The sequence below is a fragment of the Staphylococcus durrellii genome (assembly GCF_015594545.1).
Lineage (GTDB): Bacteria > Bacillota > Bacilli > Staphylococcales > Staphylococcaceae > Staphylococcus > Staphylococcus durrellii.
Genome location: NZ_JADIIO010000001.1, coordinates 481,977 through 504,449, shown reverse-complemented (window position 1 = coordinate 504,449; position 22,473 = coordinate 481,977). Strand labels below are relative to the sequence as shown.

The following is a 22,473-nucleotide window of genomic DNA, read 5'->3' as shown; positions in this document are numbered from 1 at the left end:
TTGGTTCGATAAGCTATTTTTCTTAAGTTTATTTTAATCATTATTTACTACTTTATTAGCATATTTAGCTCTTGGCTTTAAGCTAATAATTATAATTAGTGCTAAAAATGCGATAATGGCTGTTACATATGTCGTCGCATGGATGCTTATTTTAGAAACAACCAATCCTCCGACAATACCCCCAATGCCTATGCCTGCATTTAAACTAGACATGTTCCAACTCATAACTTGGCTCGTGTCACCATCAACATGTTCAATGACACCACTTTGAACCGCTGGATTAGTACTCCATTGCATTACATTCCAAATAAATATAGTGAATAGTAACAAGATAGTTCCTGGTAGTACTAAATTTAACAATAACATCATGACAATAAATATTGTTGTCGCAATCGTCAACCAATATTTACTAGTCAATTTATCGGATAAAAATCCTCCCATTGACGTTCCCATAACGCCAGCAATACCATTAATCAATAATACAATCGACACAAAAGATAGAGTATGTCCATTTGATAGCATCAATGGATTAATGTAAATAAATGTTACTGAATTTGCTACTAATAATAAGAATGTAATACATAAATACTTCGTTATTTCAGACAAACTTAAAATACGTGATTGAGTTTGATGATGATTTGATGATGTAGCTTGAGTTACGTCTTCATTATGTTTACTTACAGGAATATAAATATACATTAATATTCCTACAATAACGCTAATAACAACAATAAAAACAAAAGTAAAACGCCATCCTACCCAATCACCAATAATCGTACCAATTGGCACCCCTAAAACATTCGCACCACTAAAGCCCGAATAAACAATACCAATCATCTTACCTCTATTTTGAGGTGAAGTCAGTAATGCCGTAAGTGCGAGAGTTTTAACAACAATAAGTGATGCAGCTGCTGAAGATAATATACGTCCTATTACTAATATCGAAAAATTAGGCGCTATAGCTATAATTAAATTCCCTATAATAAATATTAATAAAGTTATTAGTAATAACGGTCTCGCCGCAAATTTATTTGTTAACTTCACTAAAATAGGCCCTGCTATAGCAAAAGTAATAGCATATAATGTCACAAGTTGTCCTACAATTGGCTCAGAAACATTTAAATCATTACTCATTAAATTCATTATTCCAGCAACCATCATTTCAACCATGCCTACAATGAAGATGCTAAATATAAAAGTTGTCGTACGCATTATGGTCATACGGTTCCTCCTTTCAATTGTCATTTTTTCACATAACTCTTCCATTATAAACCATGCGTCAACAATTTTTGCAGTTACTTTAAAAGCCTAAAGAATAACATGCATAATTATATTTAGCGTTAATCTCAACATTAGTAATCTATATAAATAAAGACTAAAACACTCCTCCTGTTTCAGCCTTAATGAATATTATTTTGTTAAAAACTTAACGCTTAGTGACATGCATTGTTCTAGCAATAAGTTGATCGCGATAATTAAAGAATTGTCGATAACTAATATATGTAGCGATAAGTGCCGACATAATTGTTGCCGTTGTATGAATAAAAATAACCATAAGTTGGAATTTTATTGCATCTAGTGGCGGCATACCACCAATAATAAGTCCCGTCATCATACCCGGAATAGAAACGATACCATACGTTTTAACAGAATCAATCGTTGGTACAATGGCAGTTTTAATACTTTCACGAACAGTGGCTTTGGAAGCCATTTTAGGGTCTGCCCCTAATGCTAACTTTGCTTCTATTTGTTCTAATTGTTTTACAAACTCTTTGTCCATATTTTGGTAGGCAAGATTAATCGCAATTAAACTATTACTAGCGACCATTCCAGCTACCGGAATGACTTCGTTGGGTTTAAGACTGATTGCACCTGTAAGTGTCACACCAACTAATGGCAACATCACACCTACAAATATCGCTACAAATGAAACTAAAAAGACATGATGCATAACTGGAGAGGCACGATGAATCGTATTCCAAGAAGCATTAATGATAATAACTAATACAAATAAAAATAATATCCATATTTGATCCACATTAAATATGAAATGTAATAGAAAACCCAAAACTACAAGTTGCACGACCGCACGAACAGTAGCAATCAATAAATCTTTTGTAATATATAACTTCTCTTTAAAAGAGACAATTATTGGAAATAACAGTAGTAAGGCTGTTAAAGATAATGCTGTGACACTCATGATAAATTCTCCTCACTTTCTATTTTTCCATTTACTATTTTGATACGTTTACTAAAATGACGCATGCTTTGATCGTCATTATGCGTAATCCACATAATTGTAACGCCATCATTGGCTAGGTCAAAAATCATTTTTTCAATTATATCTCTATTTTTAGCGTCAAGTGCACTTGTCGCTTCATCAAGTAATAATATTTGTGGTATGTACATTAACTGTCTGGCGATAGTAATACGCTGACGTTCACCACCAGATAAATGTTCGACACTTGCGTTTAAATCATAATGCCCTAAACCTACATGCTTTAAAAGTTTTTTAGCACGCTTTTTATCAAACTTGTCATTTCGTACTCGTGCAGGAAAAGATAAATTTAAACCTATTGTTGGCTCAAATAGATCGCTTTGCTGTAATAAATAACTAACTTTCATTCTTAATTCTTCAGGTTTAATTTGTTCATAAGGTGTGCCATTTAATGTTATTGAACCTTTAGTAGGACTAATTAAATTACTCATAAGTCTAAACAACGTACTTTTACCACTACCTGATGGACCGATAACTGCAATAGTTTCACCTTTGTTAATTGTAAAACTTATATCATCAATAATTGTACGGTCATCCACTATGTATGAAACGTCTTCAATTTTTAACAATGTTTTTTCCTCCATATTCAAAAATGTTTCAACGTAACTTTCAATATTTTTCTATCAAAAAAGTCTATCAGTAACATTTAGTTTATTACTTAGTAATAACACTTTTTAAACCTGTTGAAACCTCTAACCATCATATATTAGAACTTCTATAGTTTATCTTATTAGTCGATAATTGTGCTTTACACTATTAAGTTTATAAACGCCATCTTTTAATTGTAAAAATTTATATATAATGTAATATTAAAATCGATGGGGAGGAATGACTATGACACTTTTAACAATTTTACAATTTATTGTAAATATTATTATTGTATTTTTTATACTTGGAGGAATTATTACTGCAGCTTTATTAGTTTTTAAAGATAAACGTCAAACCCAACATAGTGTGTTACGTAATTATCCTTTATTAGCAAGAATAAGATATTTCTTTGAGAAAATCGGACCTGAAATGCGTCAATATTTTTTCTTAGAAGATAAGGAAGGTAAACCTTTTTCAAGAAATGATTACAAAAATATTGTTTTAGCTGGTAAATATAATTCTAGAATGGCGAGTTTTGGGACTGAGAGAAACTATCAAGAAGGTTTCTATATTAAAAATACAATGTTCCCACACCAAACCTCAGAATTACGCATTGACCAAAGTGTACTAATCTCTAGTTTCATTTATAAAATAGATAACGAACGTCTTTTCGAGAGAGAGGAGCACCGAGAAGAATCACAAATAAATCCTTATTTTTTAGACGATTCAGATGAAATTATCATTGGACCTAAGTTGGCTCATCCGTTTAGATTAAAACGTTTGATCGGGCAATCTGGTATGAGCTATGGTGCTCTAGGTGGCAATGCTATCACTGCCTTATCTAAAGGTTTAGGTCAGGCAGGTACATGGATGAACACGGGTGAAGGTGGTTTATCAAAATATCATCTTGCTGGTAATACGAATATTATTTTCCAAATCGGGCCCGGTTTATTTGGAGTAAGAGATAAAGATGACAATTTCAACTTAGATTTATTCAAGAAATTAGCCGACTCTGAAGCGATTAAAGCATTTGAAGTAAAACTCGCTCAAGGCGCCAAAACACGTGGCGGGCATATGCAAGGCAATAAAGTAACAGAAGAAATTGCTAAAATTAGAAATGTAAAACCATGGGTAACGATTAATTCCCCGAACCGTTTCGATTTTATAAACAATACGTATGACCTTTTATCATGGATCGAACATTTACAAACAGTTGGTCAAAAACCAGTCGGCTTTAAAATTGTAGTAAGTTCTACTTCTGAAATCGAAACACTCGTTAAAACTATGGTAGAAACTAATATTTACCCTAACTTTATCACCGTAGATGGTGGTGAAGGCGGTACTGGTGCAACCTTCCAAGAATTACAAGACGGCGTAGGCTTACCATTATTTACTGCGCTACCTATCGTTTCAGGTATGTTAGAAAAGTATAAAGTCCGTGATAAAATTAAAATATTCGCTTCAGGCAAACTGATCACGCCTGACAAAATTGCGATTGCTTTAGGCCTGGGTGCAGATTTAGTTAACATTGCACGTGGTATGATGATCAGTGTTGGATGTATTATGAGCCAACAATGTCATTTAAATACTTGTCCAGTAGGCGTAGCCACTACAGATGCTAAAAAAGAAAAAGCGCTTATTGTAGAAGAAAAGAAATATCGTGTGACTAACTATATTACTAGTTTACATGAAGGTTTATTTAATATAGCTGCTGCCGTTGGGGTTAGTAGCCCTACTCAAATTAATAAAGACCACATCATTATTAAGAAACAAGACGGAACCGTTCAATCAATTAACGATTATAAGCTTAAATTAATAGATTCATAATTGATTTCATCATACAGAGACACTATCATCTCGCTTTATAAATTATATACAAGCTGATAATCATAACATCGTACTCGTCATACTATATGAACATTAATGGTTTTCAAAAAATTTAGTGCTACAATATAATTACATTAAAATATGGGGGGATTTCATGAAAAGCACAATAGAATTATTAAAAAATTTGACTGATGTAGATGGGATTGCAGGTCATGAAATGCAAGTTAAATCATTGATGCACGACTACTTAAAACCACTAAGTGATGAAATTATTGAAGATAACTTGGGTGGTATTTTTGGTAAAAAGAGTGCTACGAAAGGTAGCAAATCAATTATGGTGGCCGGCCATTTAGATGAGATAGGTTTTATCGTTACTCAAATTGATACAAATGGTTTTATTAAATTTACGCCAGTTGGTGGTTGGTGGAATCAAGTTATGCTTTCACAAAAAGTAACTATTACAACTGATAATGGCCAAAAAATCCGAGGTATTATAGGCTCTAAACCACCTCATGCCCTATCACAAGAAGCTCGCAAAAAAACAATAGACATTAAGGACATGTTTATAGATATAGGCGTCAAAAGTAAAAAAGAAGCGGAACAATTTGGCGTCGATATTGGTAATATGATTACACCCTATAGTGAATTCGAAACACTTGCTAACAATAAATATTTAACTGCGAAAGCTTTCGATAATCGTTATGGTTGTGCTTTAGCAGTCGATGTTTTAGATAACTTAAAAAATGAAGACATTAATATTAATTTATATTCTGGTGCAAACGTTCAAGAAGAAGTTGGATTACGCGGTGCCAAAGTAGCAACCAACAAAATTAAACCAGATTTAGCCATCGCTGTAGATGTTGCCGTAGCGTATGATACACCAGATATGTCACAATTAAGTGATACGTCTCTTGGCGATGGTCCAGTTGTTATTATTATGGATAGCAGTAATATTGGACATGTAGGTTTAAGCAAATATGTAAAACAAGTTGCGAAAAAACATAATATCTCGATACAATTAGACACTACTATAGGTGGAGGTACAGATGCCGGAAGTATCCACGTTTCAAACGAAGGTGTGCCTACATTAGCGATTGGTGTCGCTTTGCGTTATATGCATTCAAATGTTTCAGTCTTGCACACTGATGACTATAAAAACTCAGTTAATTTGATTACTGAAATCGTTAAATCATTAGATGATGAAACTGTTGAACACATTAAATGGTAAGTTAAGTTTTAATATCCAATATAGTCTGGAACATTAATTCTATATTCATAGCCTTTAAATGACTTTTAATTTGAAAGCACTTAAGGGCTACTTTTATTTCAATACTTCTTATGATATAGCTCGCTTTTCTAACGATATAACGGCTATTTTATGATTTCATTCGAATGGCAGCTCGGCGAATAAATACATGAAAATGCGTTTGTCGTAATGATATTAAACATAATACATAGTAGCTTAATGAGTTACAAAATTTCACAAAGACGAAATAAACGTCAATTTCTATAGAAATTGACGTTTATTTTTTAGTTCGAGTTGTTACTGTCATAGACTGTTTTTCATTATTTTATAGATTGCTTCCAACTATCGTCGCTTAACATCTCGCCAGGCCAAGTATAAGACATTACACCACCATCAATGGTAATTGTTTCTCCGGTAATAAATGAACTATCATCGGAAGCTAGAAATGTAACTAACTTACCTACCTCGCTAGGTTTACCTAGACGTCCTAGTGGTGTTACCCATTTTTGGTTGTCTCTAAAATCTTGCCCTGCTTTGTCTTCCTCAGAACCTACTAATTTATCTACTAAAGGTGTTTCGATCGTACCTGGAGCGATAGCGTTAGCACGTATATTTTCACGTCCATATTCTATAGCTGTAGAACGTGTAAAGTTGATAACCCCACCTTTAGCTGCATTGTAGCCAGAACGATTTAAATCTGCGGCTTGTCCAGAAAATGATGCCGTATTAATAATAGAACCACCGTTATCTAACATCAGCGGAATAAAGAATTTCGTCATTAAAAATGTCCCTCTTAAATCCACATTGATAATTTTATCGAATACTTCTATAGGGTATTCATGTATACGTCCTGCAGCATTATCAACGCCAGCATTGTTAAACAAAACATCAATGGCGCCATAATTTTCTTTAATACTCTTAGCAGCTCTTTCCACTGCGTGTTCGTCTGAAATATCTATATGATATGCCTTCACTTTACCGCCAGCATTTTTAATTGCATTTACTGTATCATCAAGATCGTCGGAAATATCAAATGCTAATACTTCTGCACCTTCTTCTGCCAAAGCTTCAGCAGACGCCCTGCCTATGCCAGTACTTGCGCCTGTAATAATTGCTATTTTATTATCTAATCTCCCCATCTAGATTCACTCCTTAAATTATGTCAGATATTATAGTCACTTATTTTAAAATTGCCTTTTTAACTTGTGAATAAACATTTGATACTTATAACCTCGTCTGTGCTTACTGATTTTTACTTTTAAATACTTAATATTCTAATAGATAGTATTTAAAAAGATAGATTTTTTAGAAAATTTTGTTTTTTTAACTTACGCTCTGATATACTTTCGATAAGTTTCAAAGGGGGAGGGGTTTTTTGAATTCTGATGTAAAGCAAAAAAAGTCACTTATGAATAATTTTTTGAATATCGTTGAGGGCGTTGGCAACCGTTTGCCAGATCCTAGCATTCTCTTCTTTTTAATGTGTCTTAGTTTAGCAATTCTTACATGGATCGTATCATTATTCCATATTTCAGTTAAGCATCCAGGCACTGGTAAAGTTGTAGAAATTAAAAATATTTTAAGTAGTGATGGTTTACAAATGATTTTAAATGATGCCATCAAAAACTTCTCAGAATTTCCTGCTTTAGGGTTAGTATTAGCAGTAATGTTAGGTATTGGCGTGGCTGAAAAAACAGGTTACTTTGATAAGTTAATGATACAAATTGTACATAAGGCACCCAAAAAACTTATCGTGCCTAGTATTATTCTTATAGGCATTTTAGGCAATGCAGCTGGTGATGCAGCACCTATCGTCCTACCACCTATTACCGCGATGGTATTTATTAAATTAGGCTATCATCCTATTGCTGGTTTAGCAATGGCATATGCATCAGCTATAGGCGGTTTCTCTGCCAATTTAATTTTGGGTATGACGGATGCTTTAATGTATTCATTTACAGAGCCAGCAACAAAAATCGTGTCAGATACAATACATATTAATGTTGCTATGAACTGGTATTTCATTGCAGCGAGCGTCGTCGTATTATTACCAGCCGTCTATTGGGTAACGATGAAATTAGTTATACCGAGATTAGGTACATATGATGATTCAAATTCAGATATTAGTACCGATGACTCTAATAATTCGATCACTCCTACACAGCAGCGTGCTGTATTTTGGGCAAATATGAGTTTTGTCGCATCAATTATTGTTTTGATTATTTTAGCCATACCTGAAAATAGTTTCTTACGTAATGCCAAAACAGGTAGTTTACTCAATGACGCCCCTATTTTAAATGGTGTTGGTTTAATTTTATTAATTATATTTTTAATACCTGGCATTGTTTACGGCGTAATTACTAAAGAAATAAGTAATTCAAAAGATTTAGGAAAGATGTTTACCGATTCTATGTCATCTATGGGGTCATTTATAGTTATCGTATTTTTCGCCGCACAATTATTGGCATTTTTGGAATGGAGTAATCTAGGTATTATTGTAGCAGTTAAAGGCGCAGACTTACTAAAAGGTCAGAACGGTGTTGTGTTAATAATCGGTATTATTATTCTTAGTGCATTGATTAATTTACTCATTGGTAGTGCCTCTGCAAAATGGGGTATATTAGCACCAATATTTATTCCAATGCTTATAATCGTAGGATTCCACCCAGCATTCACACAAATGTTATACCGAATTGGAGACTCAATCTCTAATCCAATCACTCCTATGATGCCATATTTACCATTATTGTTATCATATGCACAAAAGTATGATAAAAACATGCAACTTGGTTCATTAATCTCAAGTTTAATGCCGTACTCCATCGTACTCAGTATCGTTTGGCCAGTATTTATGATTATTTGGTATTTATGTGGATTGCCATTGGGCCCTGGAGGCCCTTTGCTTACCAAATAAAATGAAAACATTATATGATTAAACTTTGTTATAAATTAACTTATGATGATATATCAGTAACAGACATTAGTTTAGGCGGACAAACAGATGCTGGAGGCATAGCCGTTTCTAGAACTTCTAAATTAGTAAGTAAAATAATAATATCACCTATTTTATATGGTACTTAGACAGTACACGATAAATCTATGTACAACTATCTATATTTACTAGCCAATAGCGTACAAAATTTCGTTGAACCTTCAGCCGCTTCAGGATTTGAGAGGATAACTCAAACAGTACATCACGAACCTCATTTAAACGATAAAAGTACAACATAAATAGTTCGGACCACAAATGGTAACACGGCACCGGATAGTGACATGACTGATTATGCCACTTACAGCAAAACATTATTCTAAACTTTATGTAACTGTACCTATAATATTCTGAAAATTTATTGAATTTAAATAATAGTTGTGTTAAAGTGTAACTTATCATTTAACACTTTACTTCGGTAGAGAGTAAAAGTAAACGCAAAGGATGGTTTTATGACAAATTCGACAACTTTAATCGCAAACAAAGAAAAAGAACTTGCCTTTTTAAAGCATTTTGAAGTAGCAAATTTTGAACTTGTTGATTTCAGCTTTATTGAGTCATTAAAGTGGCCTACGCTCACTCAAGATGATTTACATCAAATGACAGAACGTAGCTTTTGGCAACATAACCATCAAATTTTTGCGTTACGTAATGACTTTACTGATCAACTATTACGCTATTACAGTCAATACCCAGCTGACTATGATAAAGTGGCGTATTCTGGGCCTATAATAAGAGATAATATCGTCAACACTCAACTTGGCATTGAGCATTACAATCCAACAGTCACTCAAATGCACAATGATTTTAATGTGTTTTACAACTATATTAAAACAAATTTAGACGATGACATTGAATTTATTATTTTAGGTCATTATCAACTTATAGATTTATTATTGAATGAGCAATATCAAGATGCAACGACTTTAAAATATATACAAGAGCGCAATATTTCAGCACTATCACAACTTTTAGGTACGGCGCACCCTATCATTCAATTGTTAACGACAAATACAACTGAACAATTAAATTTATTAAATCAGCTTTTCACGCCTGATCACACAACAATACAAGCATTGACGCGATGGGAGCAATTTTTTAAATCATTAGGCATTGTTAATATCCATCTAGATATTACACCTCAGCCACCACGTTCTTATTATAAAGGCGCATTTATGAGTTGTACGTTACAACGTAATAAAAACCAACAATTAACTGGTGGTTACTATAAAGGGACTCTAGAGGGGTTCGGATTAGGATTTATAATTTAATTTCGAGGGAGAGAAGACATTATGTTGACAGTTGCATTAGCCAAGGGCAGACTTTTAAAAAGCTTTATTCAATATTTACACGATAAACAAGAAACTAAAATCGTCGAAGCACTAGAAAATCGACAGCGCCAATTATTAATATCTGTGGAAGATATTCAATTTATTTTGGTTAAAGGTAGCGATGTACCTATATATGTTGAGCAAGGTGTAGCAGATGTCGGTATTGTGGGTAGTGATATTTTAGAAGAAGGCCAATACAATATTAATAATTTATTAGACTTACCTTTTGGAGACTGCCATTTTGCTTTAGCAGCTAAACCAGAAACTACGACATTTAATAAAGTTGCGACGTCATATGTTCAAACAGCCCAAAATTATTTTGAAAAGCAAGGTGTTGATGTCGAGTTAGTAAAACTATCAGGATCTATTGAGCTTGCATGTCTAGTTGACATGGTCGATGGTATCGTTGATATTGTTCAAACAGGTACAACACTTAAATCTAATGGATTAGTTGAAAAAGACGAAATATCCTCTATCAATGCAAAGTTAATTACGAATAAGCATTCATATTTTCAAAAGTCTAAGCATATAGACAGTTTTATAGAAACATTGGAGGTGTCTCTCATTGATTTTAAATAAAACTTCTTTTCTAAACTCAACAAAAGATACACCTGCATTAAATGAAGACTTATATCCATTAGTCAAAGAAATTTGTGATACTGTTAAACATTCTGGAGATGCTGCAATACGTAGTTATAATAAACAGTTTGATCAAGTCGACACACCACAACTTGCAATTTCGGTTGATACTATTAAGCAAGCATATAACCGTATAGATAGTAAACTTAAAAATTCATTAATACAAAGTTATGAACGTATTAAAGCCTACCAACAATCTATTAAATGGGAATCAAAGCGTGGACAAGAAGAGTGTTATGAATTATATCACCCACTGGATAGTGTAGGTATTTATGTGCCAGGTGGTAAAGCAAGCTATCCCTCTACCGTATTAATGACTGCAACACTTGCCCAAGTTGCCGGAGTTAAAAACATCATCGTTGTTACGCCTCCACAACAACAAGGCGTCCCAGACATAGTGCTTGCTGCATGTTACATTGCAGGCGTAAATTCAGTATACCAAGTTGGCGGTGCACAAAGTATCGCAGCTTTAACTTATGGTACAGAAACAATACCAAAGGTAGATAAAATCGTTGGTCCAGGTAACCAATTTGTTGCATATGCGAAAAAATATCTATTTGGGACAGTTGGTATCGACCAAATTGCAGGACCAAGTGAAATTGCCCTTATCATAGATAATACTGCAGATTTAGAAGCGATAACATATGATGTTTTTGCTCAAGCTGAACATGACGAATTAGCACGCACTTTCGTTATTAGCGAAGACTTAGCTGTACTTCAAACATTAGAACAGAAAATAAACGAAGCCTTATCAACAATAGAACGTCACGACATTGTAAAGGCAAGCATCGATAACAATCACTATCTTGTTCATGTTGATAATTTCGACGATGCCTGTGATGTAATGAATAACATTGCACCAGAACATGCATCTATTCAGACTAAAAATCCTGAAGATTTTTTAAATCATGTGCGTGATGTTGGCGCCTTGTTCTTAGGTTATTACTCTCCTGAAGTTATTGGTGATTACGTTGCTGGCCCTAGTCATGTGTTACCGACTAACCAAAATGCACGTTTTGCAAATGGCTTATCAGTAAATGACTTTTTAACGAGACATTCTGTTATTAATTTGTCTCAACAGACGTTTAATCAAATTCAACAATCTGCGCAAAACATAGCACATAATGAACAGCTTTTTAACCACGAACAATCTATCAAGGTACGTATTAATAAAGGAGAATCATGATGATTAGAATTAACAAAAATGAAAGCCCTCTAAAACCTTTATCGCAAGAATTATTAGCTTCAATCATCAGTGAATCTTCCTTTAACTTTTACCCAGATGATGAATATGAGCGTTTTAAACAAGCCTATGCTAAATTTTATGGTTTTGAAGCAGAACAAATTATTGCTGGTAACGGTTCAGATGAATTAATACAAAAGTTGATGCTCATTATGCCCGAAGGTCCCGTATTAACCTTAAATCCTGACTTCTTTATGTATCAAGCCTATGCAAATCAAGTTAAGCGTTCTATTCATTTTGTGAATGCTGAAGAAGATTTAACATTTAATTTAAATAAAATCATGACTGCCATCGATAATTACCAACCGTCATTTTTCATTATGAGCAATCCACATAATCCTTCTGGAAAACAATACGACGTTACTTTTTTAACTACTATTGCAGACAAAATGAAGTCAATCGGTGGATATTTCATTATTGATGAAGCTTATTTAGACTTTGGTGAAGCTTATGACGTCACATTCGCTGACCATGTATTACAAATGCGGACGTTGTCGAAAGCTTTTGCAATTGCTGGTTTACGCTTAGGGGTTTTAATCGGTACACCTACAACTATAGATAAAATTAAACAAATAGAACATCCATATCCGTTAAATACCATTACTTTAAATATTGCTATTTATATGTTCGAGCATACAACAGAGACACGTCAGTTTATTGAACATCAACGCTATTTAGCACAGCGACTTAAAGCTATATTCAATAATAATGTCGGAGATATTGTTCGCATTTTTCCATCTGCCACTAACTTTGTCTTAACAAAAGGAACTTTGGCACAACAATTAGGTCAATTTATTGCCGATAGAGGCTTTCAACCTAGAATTTATGATGAACCAGAAATGAGTGAATATGTAAGATATTCCATCGCAACTGATGAGCAATTAGATGAATTAACTCGAATTGTTCAAGATTGGAGGAAACAATATGAAATTTCAAAAAACGCGTAATACAGCCGAAACTAAACTTGATATTGCCTTATCAGAGGATGGTACTCAAAGTGATATCCAAACTGGTGTAGGATTTTTAGATCATATGTTAACGCTCTTCTCTTTCCATAGTAAATTATCACTTACAATACATGCCAACGGTGATTTAGAAGTTGACGATCACCACGTAACTGAAGATATCGGTATTGTTTTGGGCCAATTACTTCTAGAAATGATTAAAGAAAAGCAATCATTTAGTAGATACGCTACAAGCTACATTCCGATGGACGAAACTTTAGCTCGTACGGTTATGGATATTAGTGGTAGACCTTATTTATCATTTAATTGTGACCTTAGTAGAGAAAAAGTCGGTACCTTTGATACGGAATTAACAGAAGAATTTTTTAGGGCATTAGTTATTAATGCACGTCTAACTACGCATATTGATTTAATTAGAGGTGGGAATACACACCATGAAATTGAAGCCATTTTCAAATCATTTGCTAGAGCTTTAAAAGAGGCATTAGCAGATAACGACGTTCAAGGCGTTCCTTCTTCTAAAGGAGTGATCGAATGATTGCTATTGTTGATTATGGATTGGGCAATATTAAAAATATTCAACGCGCGGTTGAACATTTGGGTTATGACGCACAATTAACACAAGACGCTGAGATTATAAATCAGGCAGATGCCATTATATTACCGGGGGTCGGTCACTTTAAAGACGCTATGCGCGCGATTAATCAACGTCAATTATTGCCAATTTTACAAAATATAAATAATAAGCCAATGTTAGGCATTTGTTTAGGGATGCAATTACTGTTTGAACATAGTGCTGAAGGAGATGTCGATGGCCTACAATTAGTACCGGGTCAAATAGTACCAATCCAGTCACCCTATCCAGTACCTCACTTAGGTTGGAATAATTTGATTAGTGACAATAAACAATTAGAGCATGATGTTTATTTTGTACATTCTTATCAAGCAGAAATGTCAGCTAACGTTATAGCTTATGCAGATTATGGCACTAATATTCCTGGCATCATTCAATATGATAATTATATTGGTATTCAGTTTCACCCAGAAAAAAGTGGCGAATATGGTTTAGCTATTCTAAATCAAGCTTTACAAGGAGGATTTTAAATGATCAAGCTTTGGCCAGCAATTGATTTAATTAACGCAACAAGTGTAAGGCTTACAGAGGGCAAATATGACTCTGAAGAAAAAATGGCCCGTAGTGCTGAAGAAAGTATAATGTATTATAGTCAATTTGAATGTGTCGACAGAGTTCACATCGTCGATCTAATAGGTGCAAAACAACGAACGTCAGTCGAACAAGACTATATTAAGACGTTGCGTCAATTGACGTCGAAACCTATTGAAGTCGGTGGTGGTATTCGAACAGTTGAAACTATAGAGGCTTATTTCAAACACGGCATAGAATATTGTATTGTTGGCACAAAAGCTATTCAAGACTTAGATTGGTTAGCCAAAATTGCAAAACAATTTCCTAATCGTATTTATTTATCCGTCGATGCCTATAAACGAGCTATTAAAATTAATGGCTGGGAACAAGATGCACAGTTAGACCTCTTTGAACTAGTCGATAAGATTAATCATTTGCCTTTAGGCGGCTTAATTTACACAGATATATCTAAAGATGGACGTCTATCGGGACCAAATTTCGAAATTACTGGTAAGTTAGTACAACAAACAAATATTCCTATTATCGCTTCAGGCGGAATTAGGAACAAAGACGATATTAAGCAACTTGATGCGTTAAATGTTTATGCGGCAATCGTAGGTAAGGCTGCACACAATCCTCAATTTTGGGAGGGCTTATCTTGATTAAAAAAAGAATCATTCCATGCTTAGACGTCAAAGACGGCAGAGTCGTAAAAGGAATTCAATTCAAAGGATTACGCGATATCGGTAATCCAGTGGATTACGCACTTTATTATAATGAACAAGGCGCTGATGAATTAGTCTTTTTAGATATTTCTAAGACTGAAGCGGGTCATGATTTAGTACTAGACGTCATTGAAGAAACAGCAGCAAAACTTTTTATTCCGTTAACCGTTGGCGGTGGTATCGCTACTTTAGATGATATCTCTCAATTACTGAACCATGGTGCTGATAAAGTTTCGCTTAATTCTAGCGCATTAAAAAACCCTCAATTCATTAAAGAAGCCAGCGATAAATTTGGTAGACAATGTATTTGCATCGCTATCGATAGTAACTACGATTCAACATTAGATGATTATTTTTGTTACACACATGGTGGAAAAAAACGCACAGACAAACGTGTTTATGACTGGGTACAAGAAGTCGAGTCATTAGGTGCGGGCGAATTACTCATTACGAGTATGACACATGATGGTATGAAACAAGGATTTGATGTCACACATTTACATGAAATTGAACAACGCGTGAATATCCCTGTTATTGCATCAGGTGGTGGCGGAGAACCTAATCATTTCGTTGATTTGTTTAAGCAAACCGGTGTTTCTGCTGGACTTGCCGCGAGTATTTTACATGATAAAGAGACCACTGTTAATGAAATTAAATCATTTATGTCTGAAGGAGGTATTCCTGTAAGATGACACAACAACCTGATTTTAGCAAAGGATTATTGCCCGCAATTTTACAAGATGTAACTACAAAACAAGTACTAATGCTAGGTTATATGAATGAAGAAGCCTACCAAAAAACATTACAGGATAATGTCGTTTGTTTTTATTCTCGTTCTAAGCAACGCTTATGGACTAAAGGTGAAACTTCTGGTCACACACAAGAAGTAAAGAATATTTATTTAGATTGTGATCAAGATACGATTCTTATAGAAGTGATACCTAATGGACCAACATGCCACACTGGAAGCCAAAGTTGTTTTAATACTGATATTCCGTTCAGTGTGCAAGATTTAGGACAAACGATTACTACCAGCGCTAAATCTAACAAAGAAAATTCATATACTAAATATTTATTAGCAGAAGGCATCGAGAAAATTACTAAAAAGTTTGGTGAAGAAGCATTTGAAGTTGTTATCGGTGCAATGAAAAATGACCGTGAAGAAGTGACAAGTGAAACGGCAGACTTACTGTACCACTTATTTGTTTTACTACATGATTTAGATATAAACTTTGCAGAAGTAGAAAACGTATTAGCAGAGCGTCACAAACAGACTAACAATTTTAAAGGTGAACGTTCCGATATTAATAATTGGTAACGATAAAAAACGTTGAGCATATGCTCAACGTTTTTTATACTGGTCGTACAGTAACTTCATTTATATTAACATGTGCGGGTTGTTGTAGCGCATATATTGCTGCTTCGGCAATATCTTTAGGTTCTAATTTTTTACGTCCGCCCCAATCTGTACTTTCAGTCATTGAAGTTTCTACCATACCTGGTGAAATGCTTGTAGCTCTAACGCCTGTCTTAGCTAGTTCTTTTTCTAACCCTTGTGTTAACGTGTGCACAGCAGTTTTCGTCATGCTGTATAACGTGCTTTGCTTAGTCACTTCAAAACCTGAAATAGAGGCAATATTAATAATATGACCTGAAGATTGTTCTAAAAATTTTGGTAACACAGCATTTATGCCGTATAACATACCTTTAACATTAACGTCTAACATCGTATCCCAAGCGTCGACATCGCCATCTGTAACTGCAGATGACAACATTTGGCCAGCACTATTCACTAAAACATCAATTTTACCAAATTGTTCTTGAGCAAAATTCACTAAATTATTTACCTCTTCATTTTTAGTAACATCAACGACAAATGTACTCACTTGTACTTGTGTTTCCTCTTGGATGCTTGATGCCACTTCGTTGAGACGTTGTTCGTTTCGTCCACCTAATACGACATTCATATGTTGCTGTGCAAATGCTTGAGCAATGCCAGCACCAATGCCACTACTAGCACCAGTAATCACCGCTACTTTACCGTTTAAATTCATCATTTTACCTCCCTATTATACTTTACTAATTTAACACTACCACATATTCACTGCTGCAATCATTAATGAAGAATCAGCAGCAATAACTCTATTTGTAAATTACACAATTTAGTAATAAAGTAATAATTAGGATACTAAAATAAGGGGGTATGCTTATGAACTTTGAAGATAGAATTGCTGAATTGCGTGAACAAAAAGGCCGTACATCATTTGAATTTCATTTCAACGCACTTTTCACTGAACAAGAATGGATTAATTTACCACTAGAACAACGTAAATCACTTGAACGTGAATTTCGTATATTTGTAGATAAAAACGACCATATCCGTATTCCATTTGCTTCTGAAGACCATATCCGTATGCGCATGTATAATTCTTTATATGAATATAATGAAGTTAAACCCAATTTTAAAGCCTATGTATAAATGCACAAAACGTCAATTTCTATCGATATAGAAATTGACGTTTATGCTTTAGTCAGAAATATTTATGTCTCAGATTATTATTTTTTATCTTTTGTGCAAACGCGTTTTACCTTTTATAACCGAAATCTGGAATATTTTCCCAACGTTTTTTGAAGTAATGAGCAACTGCCTTAGGTCGACGTTCACGAGTAAAAATACCTTTTCTATTACCTTGAACACGAATTAAACCATTACTTGTTTCAAAATCTGCAAAGTTCCATGTATGCTCACCGATAAATTGAGGATATTTATCTACAACTTCATGGTTTGCTTCATAATAACGTACCTGATATTCCTCTGTGAACAAAATATCATCCGTAGCATGAAGCCCAACAACTGTATCTGCTCCATATTCTGTAAACATAATTGGTTTGTTAGGTTGTTTACGTCCCCACTCATCCAATTCATTTGCTAAGGCTGTCTTAGCGGCATCTAAATCTGCTGTTTGTGTATACCAACCATAATAACGATTAAGACAAAGTACATCTACTAAATCTTGTACTAGACAATTATTTGGTTGAGCCGTCAATAACGTCACGATAGTTACTGGTCTATTTTGTGGATCACACTCACGCGCTAAATTAACAAGTGGTTTGAAATACTCTTTAGCACCTTCTTCCATTGATGCTGGTTCATTAGCTACTGACCACATAACGACACAAGCGTAATTTTTATCTCTAGCTATCAATTCTTTAATAACACTTTCATGTGCTTCTTGGGTACCAATTTCTTTAAAAGTATTACGTTCACTAACACCTTCTAACACGGCATTAAAGTTCAAATGTACACCTACTGCTGTTGTCTCATCTATAACGACAAGGCCTTGTTCATCGGCCAAACGCATCATTTCTTCTGAGTAAGGATAATGTGATGTTCTAAATGAATTACCACCAATCCATTTTATTAAGTTGAAGTCCATCACATTTGCTACTTCATTCATACCTCGTCCATTGTAGTAAGTATCCTCATGTTTACCAAACCCTTTGAAGTAAAACGGCTCGTTATTTATTAAAAATTGTCCATCTTTGACTTCGACTGAACGAATACCAAATCTTTCAGTGTATTGATCCACAACTTCACCATTATTTATTAAACTTACTTCTAAGTTATAAAGATAAGCGTTTAATGGTTGCCATAAATGTGGAGATTGAACTTCGATTGTGCCTTTAGCACCAGTTGTTTCTGCAACGACATTTTGTTCCGCGTCTAATAATCTTACTTGTACATCGCTTTGTGTATTCGTTTCTACAGTGTAGTTCACGTTGGCATATGAAGGAAATACTTCAGGTACAACTGTAATATCTTCAATATACGTTTGAGGTGTTGTGTAGATTTTGACCGGTCGATGTAGTCCGGCATAATTAAAGAAGTCAAAGTTCGGCTCGTTTTTTCTCACTGTGTCACCATTTTTATTAGTTGATTCAGAATAAAAACCAACAGGCAATGTAGTTTCGTCTAAAATATTATTCACACAAACAGTTAAACGGTGCGTACCATGTGAGAATTGTTCATCTAATGCTACTTCAAATGGTAAAAAGCCGCCTTTATGTGAAGTAACTTCAACACCATCAATGTATACAGTAGCTTGGTGTGTCGCTGAACCAAAACGTAAAACCACACGTTCATCTTTCAATACTTTAGGAATTGTAAATTCACGTTCATACCATACATTACCCACGTGATTTCGAATTTCTTTAGTAACGCCTTGTTCGTTATAAGAACCTGGTACAGCCATCACTTTATTTGTGACTAAAGGCTTCGTCACATTTATAACCTCGCCAGCTTGCTCTAATTTAAAATTCCACATCCCATTTAAATCTATAATACTTCTATGTTCATTTGTAATTGGATATAACATAATAAATCCCCTTTCAATTTTTCAGATTAAATTTCTTCACGTAAAGCTAACTCTTTAACAATTTGGTTATGACGTTTGTCTGTTAAAGGATAAAATATTAAGAATACTACCATGCCAATAAGCGTAGCTATTCCAGGAACTGCAAAGAAGATAAATTTCATACCAAATAGTGTAGATGCAGTTTGTTGCACATTAGGCTGGTATCCTACTAGTGTTAAAGCTGAACCTGAAATCAATCCTGCTAAGGCTTGGGTGATTTTCCTTGTGAAACTATAGCTAGAATAGATGATACCTTCAGAGCGAATTCCAGTTTTCCATTGTTGATACTCAACTACGTCAGCTATAAATGCCCATGACACTGTAGTTGGTATTACTAGGCTCATATTAGACAAAGTATTGATCACTAAAAATGATTTTAAGTTACTTCCAAATACGGCTAAGTTCAGAAATTCAAAAATAAAGAATGCCGTTACACCAATTATAGCTGTCATTTTTTTACCAAATTTTTTACTTAAAATAGTCGTTAAAATTAATGCAGGTATTAACATTATAAAATTTAATGTACTAACGATACTTACTAAATTTGGTGAATCTAGTACGTATTGGAAATAATATAATTGCACTTGTTGTTTTAAAAATTGTGCCGTAATCGTTAACAATGTATAAATAACTAAAATAATAAATGGCAAATTTTTAAACAATGCCTTGAAAGCTTTTCTTCCCATGTTTTTAGTTTTAGGTTGTTCAATAACGTGTCGCTCTTTAGTTCCTTTATAACAAATCATATGAAATATAACGCCCGCTATACCTAATAGGCCTACTGCTATCGGGTAACCTATAGCATGATTAGGGAAGGCATTAACCATTGGAATAACTACGATACCGGCGATAAACAACGCACCTTGTGAACCTAAATTACGAAATACCGACAATTGTGTACGATCATCAGCGTTAAGTGTCATAGTAGCTGAAAGTGAACCATATGGAATATTAACTACAGAATAGGCAAAATTAAACAATATGTATGTCGTAAATGCCCAAACTACTTTTCCCGTATAGCTTAAATCTGGTGAAATAAAGGTTAATACCGTAAACATGGCTAACGGTATTGACCCATATAAAATAAATGGACGGAACTTTCCTTTACTCCCAATATGCCTTCTATTATCAACATAAGCACCCACACCAGTATCAAAGAAAGCATCAAAGATTTTAGAAAGGAAAAATACTAACCCCCCATAAACGCTAGATATACCTAAAATATCAGTGAAAAATTTAAGCAGGTAAATCTGACCCATATCAAACATCATGCCGTTTCCTAAATCACCAAAACCATATGAAAGTTTTTCTCTAAATTTTAATTTAGGCGCTTGAATTTCTTTGAAAGTACTTAATCTTCTGTTTTCAGATTTCAACTTTGCGACAACCATAACCTCACCCCTCATTAGCATTAAAGCATACTCTAAAAAAATGAATCGACATTTGGAAGCGGTTTCTTTAATGGTGAAAATTTTTTGTTTTAGAGTATCTTTATTTCTTCATCTCCCTTTAAATACCATTATATTTTGAAAATTGAGACAGTCAATCATAAAATAACAACGTTGTTATTTTATGATTTAAGATTTTATCTAAAAATGGCCACTCATTTACGTAGAAAATGCATGATGCACACACTTGTTCATAAATTATTTAGCTATTACAATAATTGTCTAAAAATGTTTCTCTTACTACTTTTTCACAATCGAAATATATCTATAAGATAATTTTTATGGCTTTTTTTATGACTTTATTGACTAAAATGATAAATTTTTTACATATTTAACGTAAAACGATTATTATCACATAAAATATTCATTTGGCGTTATAAATATTTTTGAAATTTAGCTCTATATTGCGTTGGTGCAAGATGATAATGTTGTTTAAATTTCTTACTAAAATAACTTGTTTGGTTAAAACCTACTTGTTTCGCTATGGATTCTATATTCGATGAAGTTCTTATTAATAAATCACTTGCCTTAGACATGCGCATATTAGTTATAAATTGTATTAATGAAGTACCAAGTTCATTGTTGAATACACGCGATAAATAAGCAGGGGCTAAGCCAACATAAGTAGCTAATTGCTCTAACTTTAATTCGTTCTTTATATTCAATTCAATATATTGCACTACTTTATTGACCTTTGGACTAAATGCGGTTGTTTTTACTTTCATTGCAGCTTCTGCATAATCCGTAATCATCGATTGAACCGTTTCATACATATTTCATAACTCGTTGTATCATCAATTAGAGCAGCATATTTTGTTGATAAGGCATCAATAGTTACCAATGCCACACCTGCACTTTCGACTGCTTTACGACATAATACATTAATAACAAATGCCTTGTATTTTGCATTTAATACTTCATCTCGTATACGCTTTAAACCTATTACTTTTGTATACAGCGTGCCCAAAAGTTCGTTTGCTTCATTTGTATTACCATTTTCAATAGCTATAAGCAAGCTGTTTTCAATATCATAGCGTCGCTTAATATCATCCACAATATATTGTTTTTGTAAGGTTTTAGATGCATAATCATCTTGATCTAGATGAAAATGAAAATCTATAGGGGCTACATCATAAATAAAATTTTTGTCTTTTATAAATTTGATTGCTAATCTGCACATTTTTTTCACTTTTATATAGCTACATAAGGGTATCTTCATAAAGTATTGTTTCAATACGTTTAGTTTACTCAAATTGATACTGTTATCACTCAACATTTCTCTACATTTTTGCTCATTAGGTCTTTGTTCCAAATATGGGCCCAATATATATAGCTCTTGTGCTTTATTATATTTAAAGATTAAATAGTTAACCCCAAATTGATTACAATAATGATATATTTTTTCACTCGACATATTTCCTAGGAAATTGTTTAATTCACTATTAAACTTTTTACTTTTAATATTAGTAAAAGGGGAAATTAATGTATGTGCAATATCTGATAAATTTGTAATTGATGTCCCCTCAAGCATTATTCCTAACAATTCTTGAGCATGTGCTTTTAATATTGGTAACTGTTCACTTCCCATTTAATTCACCTACCTTAATTAAGTCAATTATAACGAAAATAATT

The 22,473-nt window shown here is 33.8% G+C and carries 23 protein-coding genes; 14 read left to right on the top strand and 9 right to left on the bottom strand.

The window, feature by feature from the left end; genetic code table 11:
- Positions 1-33: 33 nt before the first annotated feature.
- From ISP02_RS02180 to ISP02_RS02170, 3 genes are all read right to left on the bottom strand, one after another.
- A complete protein-coding gene (locus ISP02_RS02180) occupies positions 34-1,161 on the bottom strand; it encodes an MFS transporter (protein ID WP_408020143.1) in 1,128 nt (375 codons plus the stop codon).
- Positions 1,162-1,426: 265 nt separating this feature from the next.
- On the bottom strand, positions 1,427-2,200 hold the full coding sequence (locus ISP02_RS02175; RefSeq protein ID WP_195720037.1) for an ABC transporter permease: 774 nt from the start codon (positions 2,198-2,200) through the stop codon (positions 1,427-1,429).
- Entirely contained in the window at positions 2,197-2,862 is a 666-nt protein-coding gene (locus ISP02_RS02170; RefSeq protein WP_235980487.1) for an ABC transporter ATP-binding protein, read from the bottom strand. Before ISP02_RS02170 ends, ISP02_RS02175 begins: the two co-directional genes overlap by 4 nt.
- 250 nt (positions 2,863-3,112) lie before the next feature.
- Here ISP02_RS02170 and ISP02_RS02165 point away from each other — a divergent pair, with 250 nt between their 5' ends.
- Together ISP02_RS02165 and ISP02_RS02160 are read left to right on the top strand one after the other, a co-directional pair.
- Positions 3,113-4,693 (top strand): FMN-binding glutamate synthase family protein, encoded by a 1,581-nt coding sequence (locus tag ISP02_RS02165; protein ID WP_195720035.1) that lies wholly within the window; start codon positions 3,113-3,115, stop codon positions 4,691-4,693.
- 154 nt (positions 4,694-4,847) lie between these two features.
- Positions 4,848-5,921 carry a M42 family metallopeptidase gene (locus ISP02_RS02160; protein ID WP_195720034.1) on the top strand — a complete coding sequence of 358 codons (1,074 nt, stop codon included), beginning with the start codon at positions 4,848-4,850 and terminating at the stop codon, positions 5,919-5,921.
- Between the two features lie 338 nt (positions 5,922-6,259).
- On the opposite strand, the gene ISP02_RS02155 is transcribed toward ISP02_RS02160, so the two are convergent.
- Entirely contained in the window at positions 6,260-7,078 is an 819-nt protein-coding gene (locus ISP02_RS02155) for an SDR family oxidoreductase (RefSeq protein ID WP_195720033.1), read from the bottom strand.
- 269 nt (positions 7,079-7,347) lie between these two features.
- On the opposite strand from ISP02_RS02155, the gene ISP02_RS02150 reads away from it, so the two are divergent.
- The 11 genes from ISP02_RS02150 to hisIE all read left to right on the top strand — a co-directional run bounded on the left by ISP02_RS02150 (position 7,348) and on the right by hisIE (position 16,296).
- Entirely contained in the window at positions 7,348-8,853 is a 1,506-nt protein-coding gene (locus tag ISP02_RS02150) for an AbgT family transporter (RefSeq protein ID WP_408020142.1), read from the top strand.
- 14 nt (positions 8,854-8,867) lie between these two features.
- Complete coding sequence (locus ISP02_RS02145) at positions 8,868-9,020, top strand: hypothetical protein (RefSeq protein ID WP_195720031.1); 153 nt, start codon at positions 8,868-8,870, stop codon at positions 9,018-9,020.
- Positions 9,021-9,380: 360 nt separating this feature from the next.
- A complete protein-coding gene (locus tag ISP02_RS02140; RefSeq protein WP_195720030.1) occupies positions 9,381-10,199 on the top strand; it encodes an ATP phosphoribosyltransferase regulatory subunit in 819 nt (272 codons plus the stop codon).
- Between the two features lie 21 nt (positions 10,200-10,220).
- The gene (gene hisG / locus ISP02_RS02135) at positions 10,221-10,838 is read left to right on the top strand and encodes an ATP phosphoribosyltransferase (protein ID WP_195720029.1); all 618 of its coding nucleotides are present in this window, start codon (positions 10,221-10,223) and stop codon (positions 10,836-10,838) included.
- Positions 10,828-12,084: a histidinol dehydrogenase gene (gene hisD, locus ISP02_RS02130; protein ID WP_408020141.1), complete on the top strand. Its 1,257-nt coding sequence runs from the start codon at positions 10,828-10,830 to the stop codon at positions 12,082-12,084. Before hisG ends, hisD begins: the two co-directional genes overlap by 11 nt.
- Positions 12,084-13,088, top strand: a complete 1,005-nt coding sequence (locus tag ISP02_RS02125; RefSeq protein WP_195720027.1) for a pyridoxal phosphate-dependent aminotransferase — start codon at positions 12,084-12,086, stop codon at positions 13,086-13,088. The genes hisD and ISP02_RS02125 overlap by 1 nt, the downstream gene beginning before the upstream one ends.
- The gene (hisB, locus tag ISP02_RS02120; RefSeq protein WP_195720026.1) at positions 13,066-13,644 is read left to right on the top strand and encodes an imidazoleglycerol-phosphate dehydratase HisB; all 579 of its coding nucleotides are present in this window, start codon (positions 13,066-13,068) and stop codon (positions 13,642-13,644) included. The genes ISP02_RS02125 and hisB overlap by 23 nt, the downstream gene beginning before the upstream one ends.
- Positions 13,641-14,210 carry an imidazole glycerol phosphate synthase subunit HisH gene (gene hisH / locus ISP02_RS02115; RefSeq protein ID WP_195720025.1) on the top strand — a complete coding sequence of 190 codons (570 nt, stop codon included), beginning with the start codon at positions 13,641-13,643 and terminating at the stop codon, positions 14,208-14,210. The genes hisB and hisH overlap by 4 nt, the downstream gene beginning before the upstream one ends.
- Positions 14,211-14,915 (top strand): 1-(5-phosphoribosyl)-5-((5-phosphoribosylamino)methylideneamino)imidazole-4-carboxamide isomerase, encoded by a 705-nt coding sequence (gene hisA / locus ISP02_RS02110; protein WP_195720024.1) that lies wholly within the window; start codon positions 14,211-14,213, stop codon positions 14,913-14,915.
- On the top strand, positions 14,912-15,670 hold the full coding sequence (hisF, locus tag ISP02_RS13185; protein WP_195720023.1) for an imidazole glycerol phosphate synthase subunit HisF: 759 nt from the start codon (positions 14,912-14,914) through the stop codon (positions 15,668-15,670). The genes hisA and hisF overlap by 4 nt, the downstream gene beginning before the upstream one ends.
- Positions 15,667-16,296: a bifunctional phosphoribosyl-AMP cyclohydrolase/phosphoribosyl-ATP diphosphatase HisIE gene (gene hisIE / locus ISP02_RS13180; RefSeq protein ID WP_195720022.1), complete on the top strand. Its 630-nt coding sequence runs from the start codon at positions 15,667-15,669 to the stop codon at positions 16,294-16,296. The genes hisF and hisIE overlap by 4 nt, the downstream gene beginning before the upstream one ends.
- 34 nt (positions 16,297-16,330) lie before the next feature.
- Here hisIE and ISP02_RS02095 read toward each other — a convergent pair whose 3' ends face one another.
- Complete coding sequence (locus ISP02_RS02095) at positions 16,331-17,035, bottom strand: SDR family oxidoreductase (protein ID WP_195720021.1); 705 nt, start codon at positions 17,033-17,035, stop codon at positions 16,331-16,333.
- A 152-nt stretch (positions 17,036-17,187) separates the two neighbouring features.
- Here ISP02_RS02095 and ISP02_RS02090 point away from each other — a divergent pair, with 152 nt between their 5' ends.
- Entirely contained in the window at positions 17,188-17,457 is a 270-nt protein-coding gene (locus ISP02_RS02090) for a DUF1413 domain-containing protein (protein WP_195720020.1), read from the top strand.
- 106 nt (positions 17,458-17,563) lie between these two features.
- Here the strand turns inward: ISP02_RS02090 and uidA are convergent, their stop codons facing one another.
- From uidA to ISP02_RS02070, 4 genes are all read right to left on the bottom strand, one after another.
- The gene (gene uidA, locus ISP02_RS02085; RefSeq protein ID WP_195720019.1) at positions 17,564-19,354 is read right to left on the bottom strand and encodes a beta-glucuronidase; all 1,791 of its coding nucleotides are present in this window, start codon (positions 19,352-19,354) and stop codon (positions 17,564-17,566) included.
- Positions 19,355-19,380: 26 nt separating this feature from the next.
- Positions 19,381-20,784, bottom strand: coding sequence for an MFS transporter (locus ISP02_RS02080; protein WP_195720018.1), 1,404 nt, complete (start codon positions 20,782-20,784; stop codon positions 19,381-19,383).
- A gap of 431 nt (positions 20,785-21,215) precedes the next feature.
- Positions 21,216-21,614, bottom strand: coding sequence for a helix-turn-helix domain-containing protein (locus ISP02_RS02075; RefSeq protein ID WP_195720017.1), 399 nt, complete (start codon positions 21,612-21,614; stop codon positions 21,216-21,218).
- Positions 21,590-22,429: a hypothetical protein gene (locus ISP02_RS02070; RefSeq protein ID WP_195720016.1), complete on the bottom strand. Its 840-nt coding sequence runs from the start codon at positions 22,427-22,429 to the stop codon at positions 21,590-21,592. The genes ISP02_RS02075 and ISP02_RS02070 overlap by 25 nt, the downstream gene beginning before the upstream one ends.
- Between the last annotated feature and the right edge of the window lie 44 nt (positions 22,430-22,473).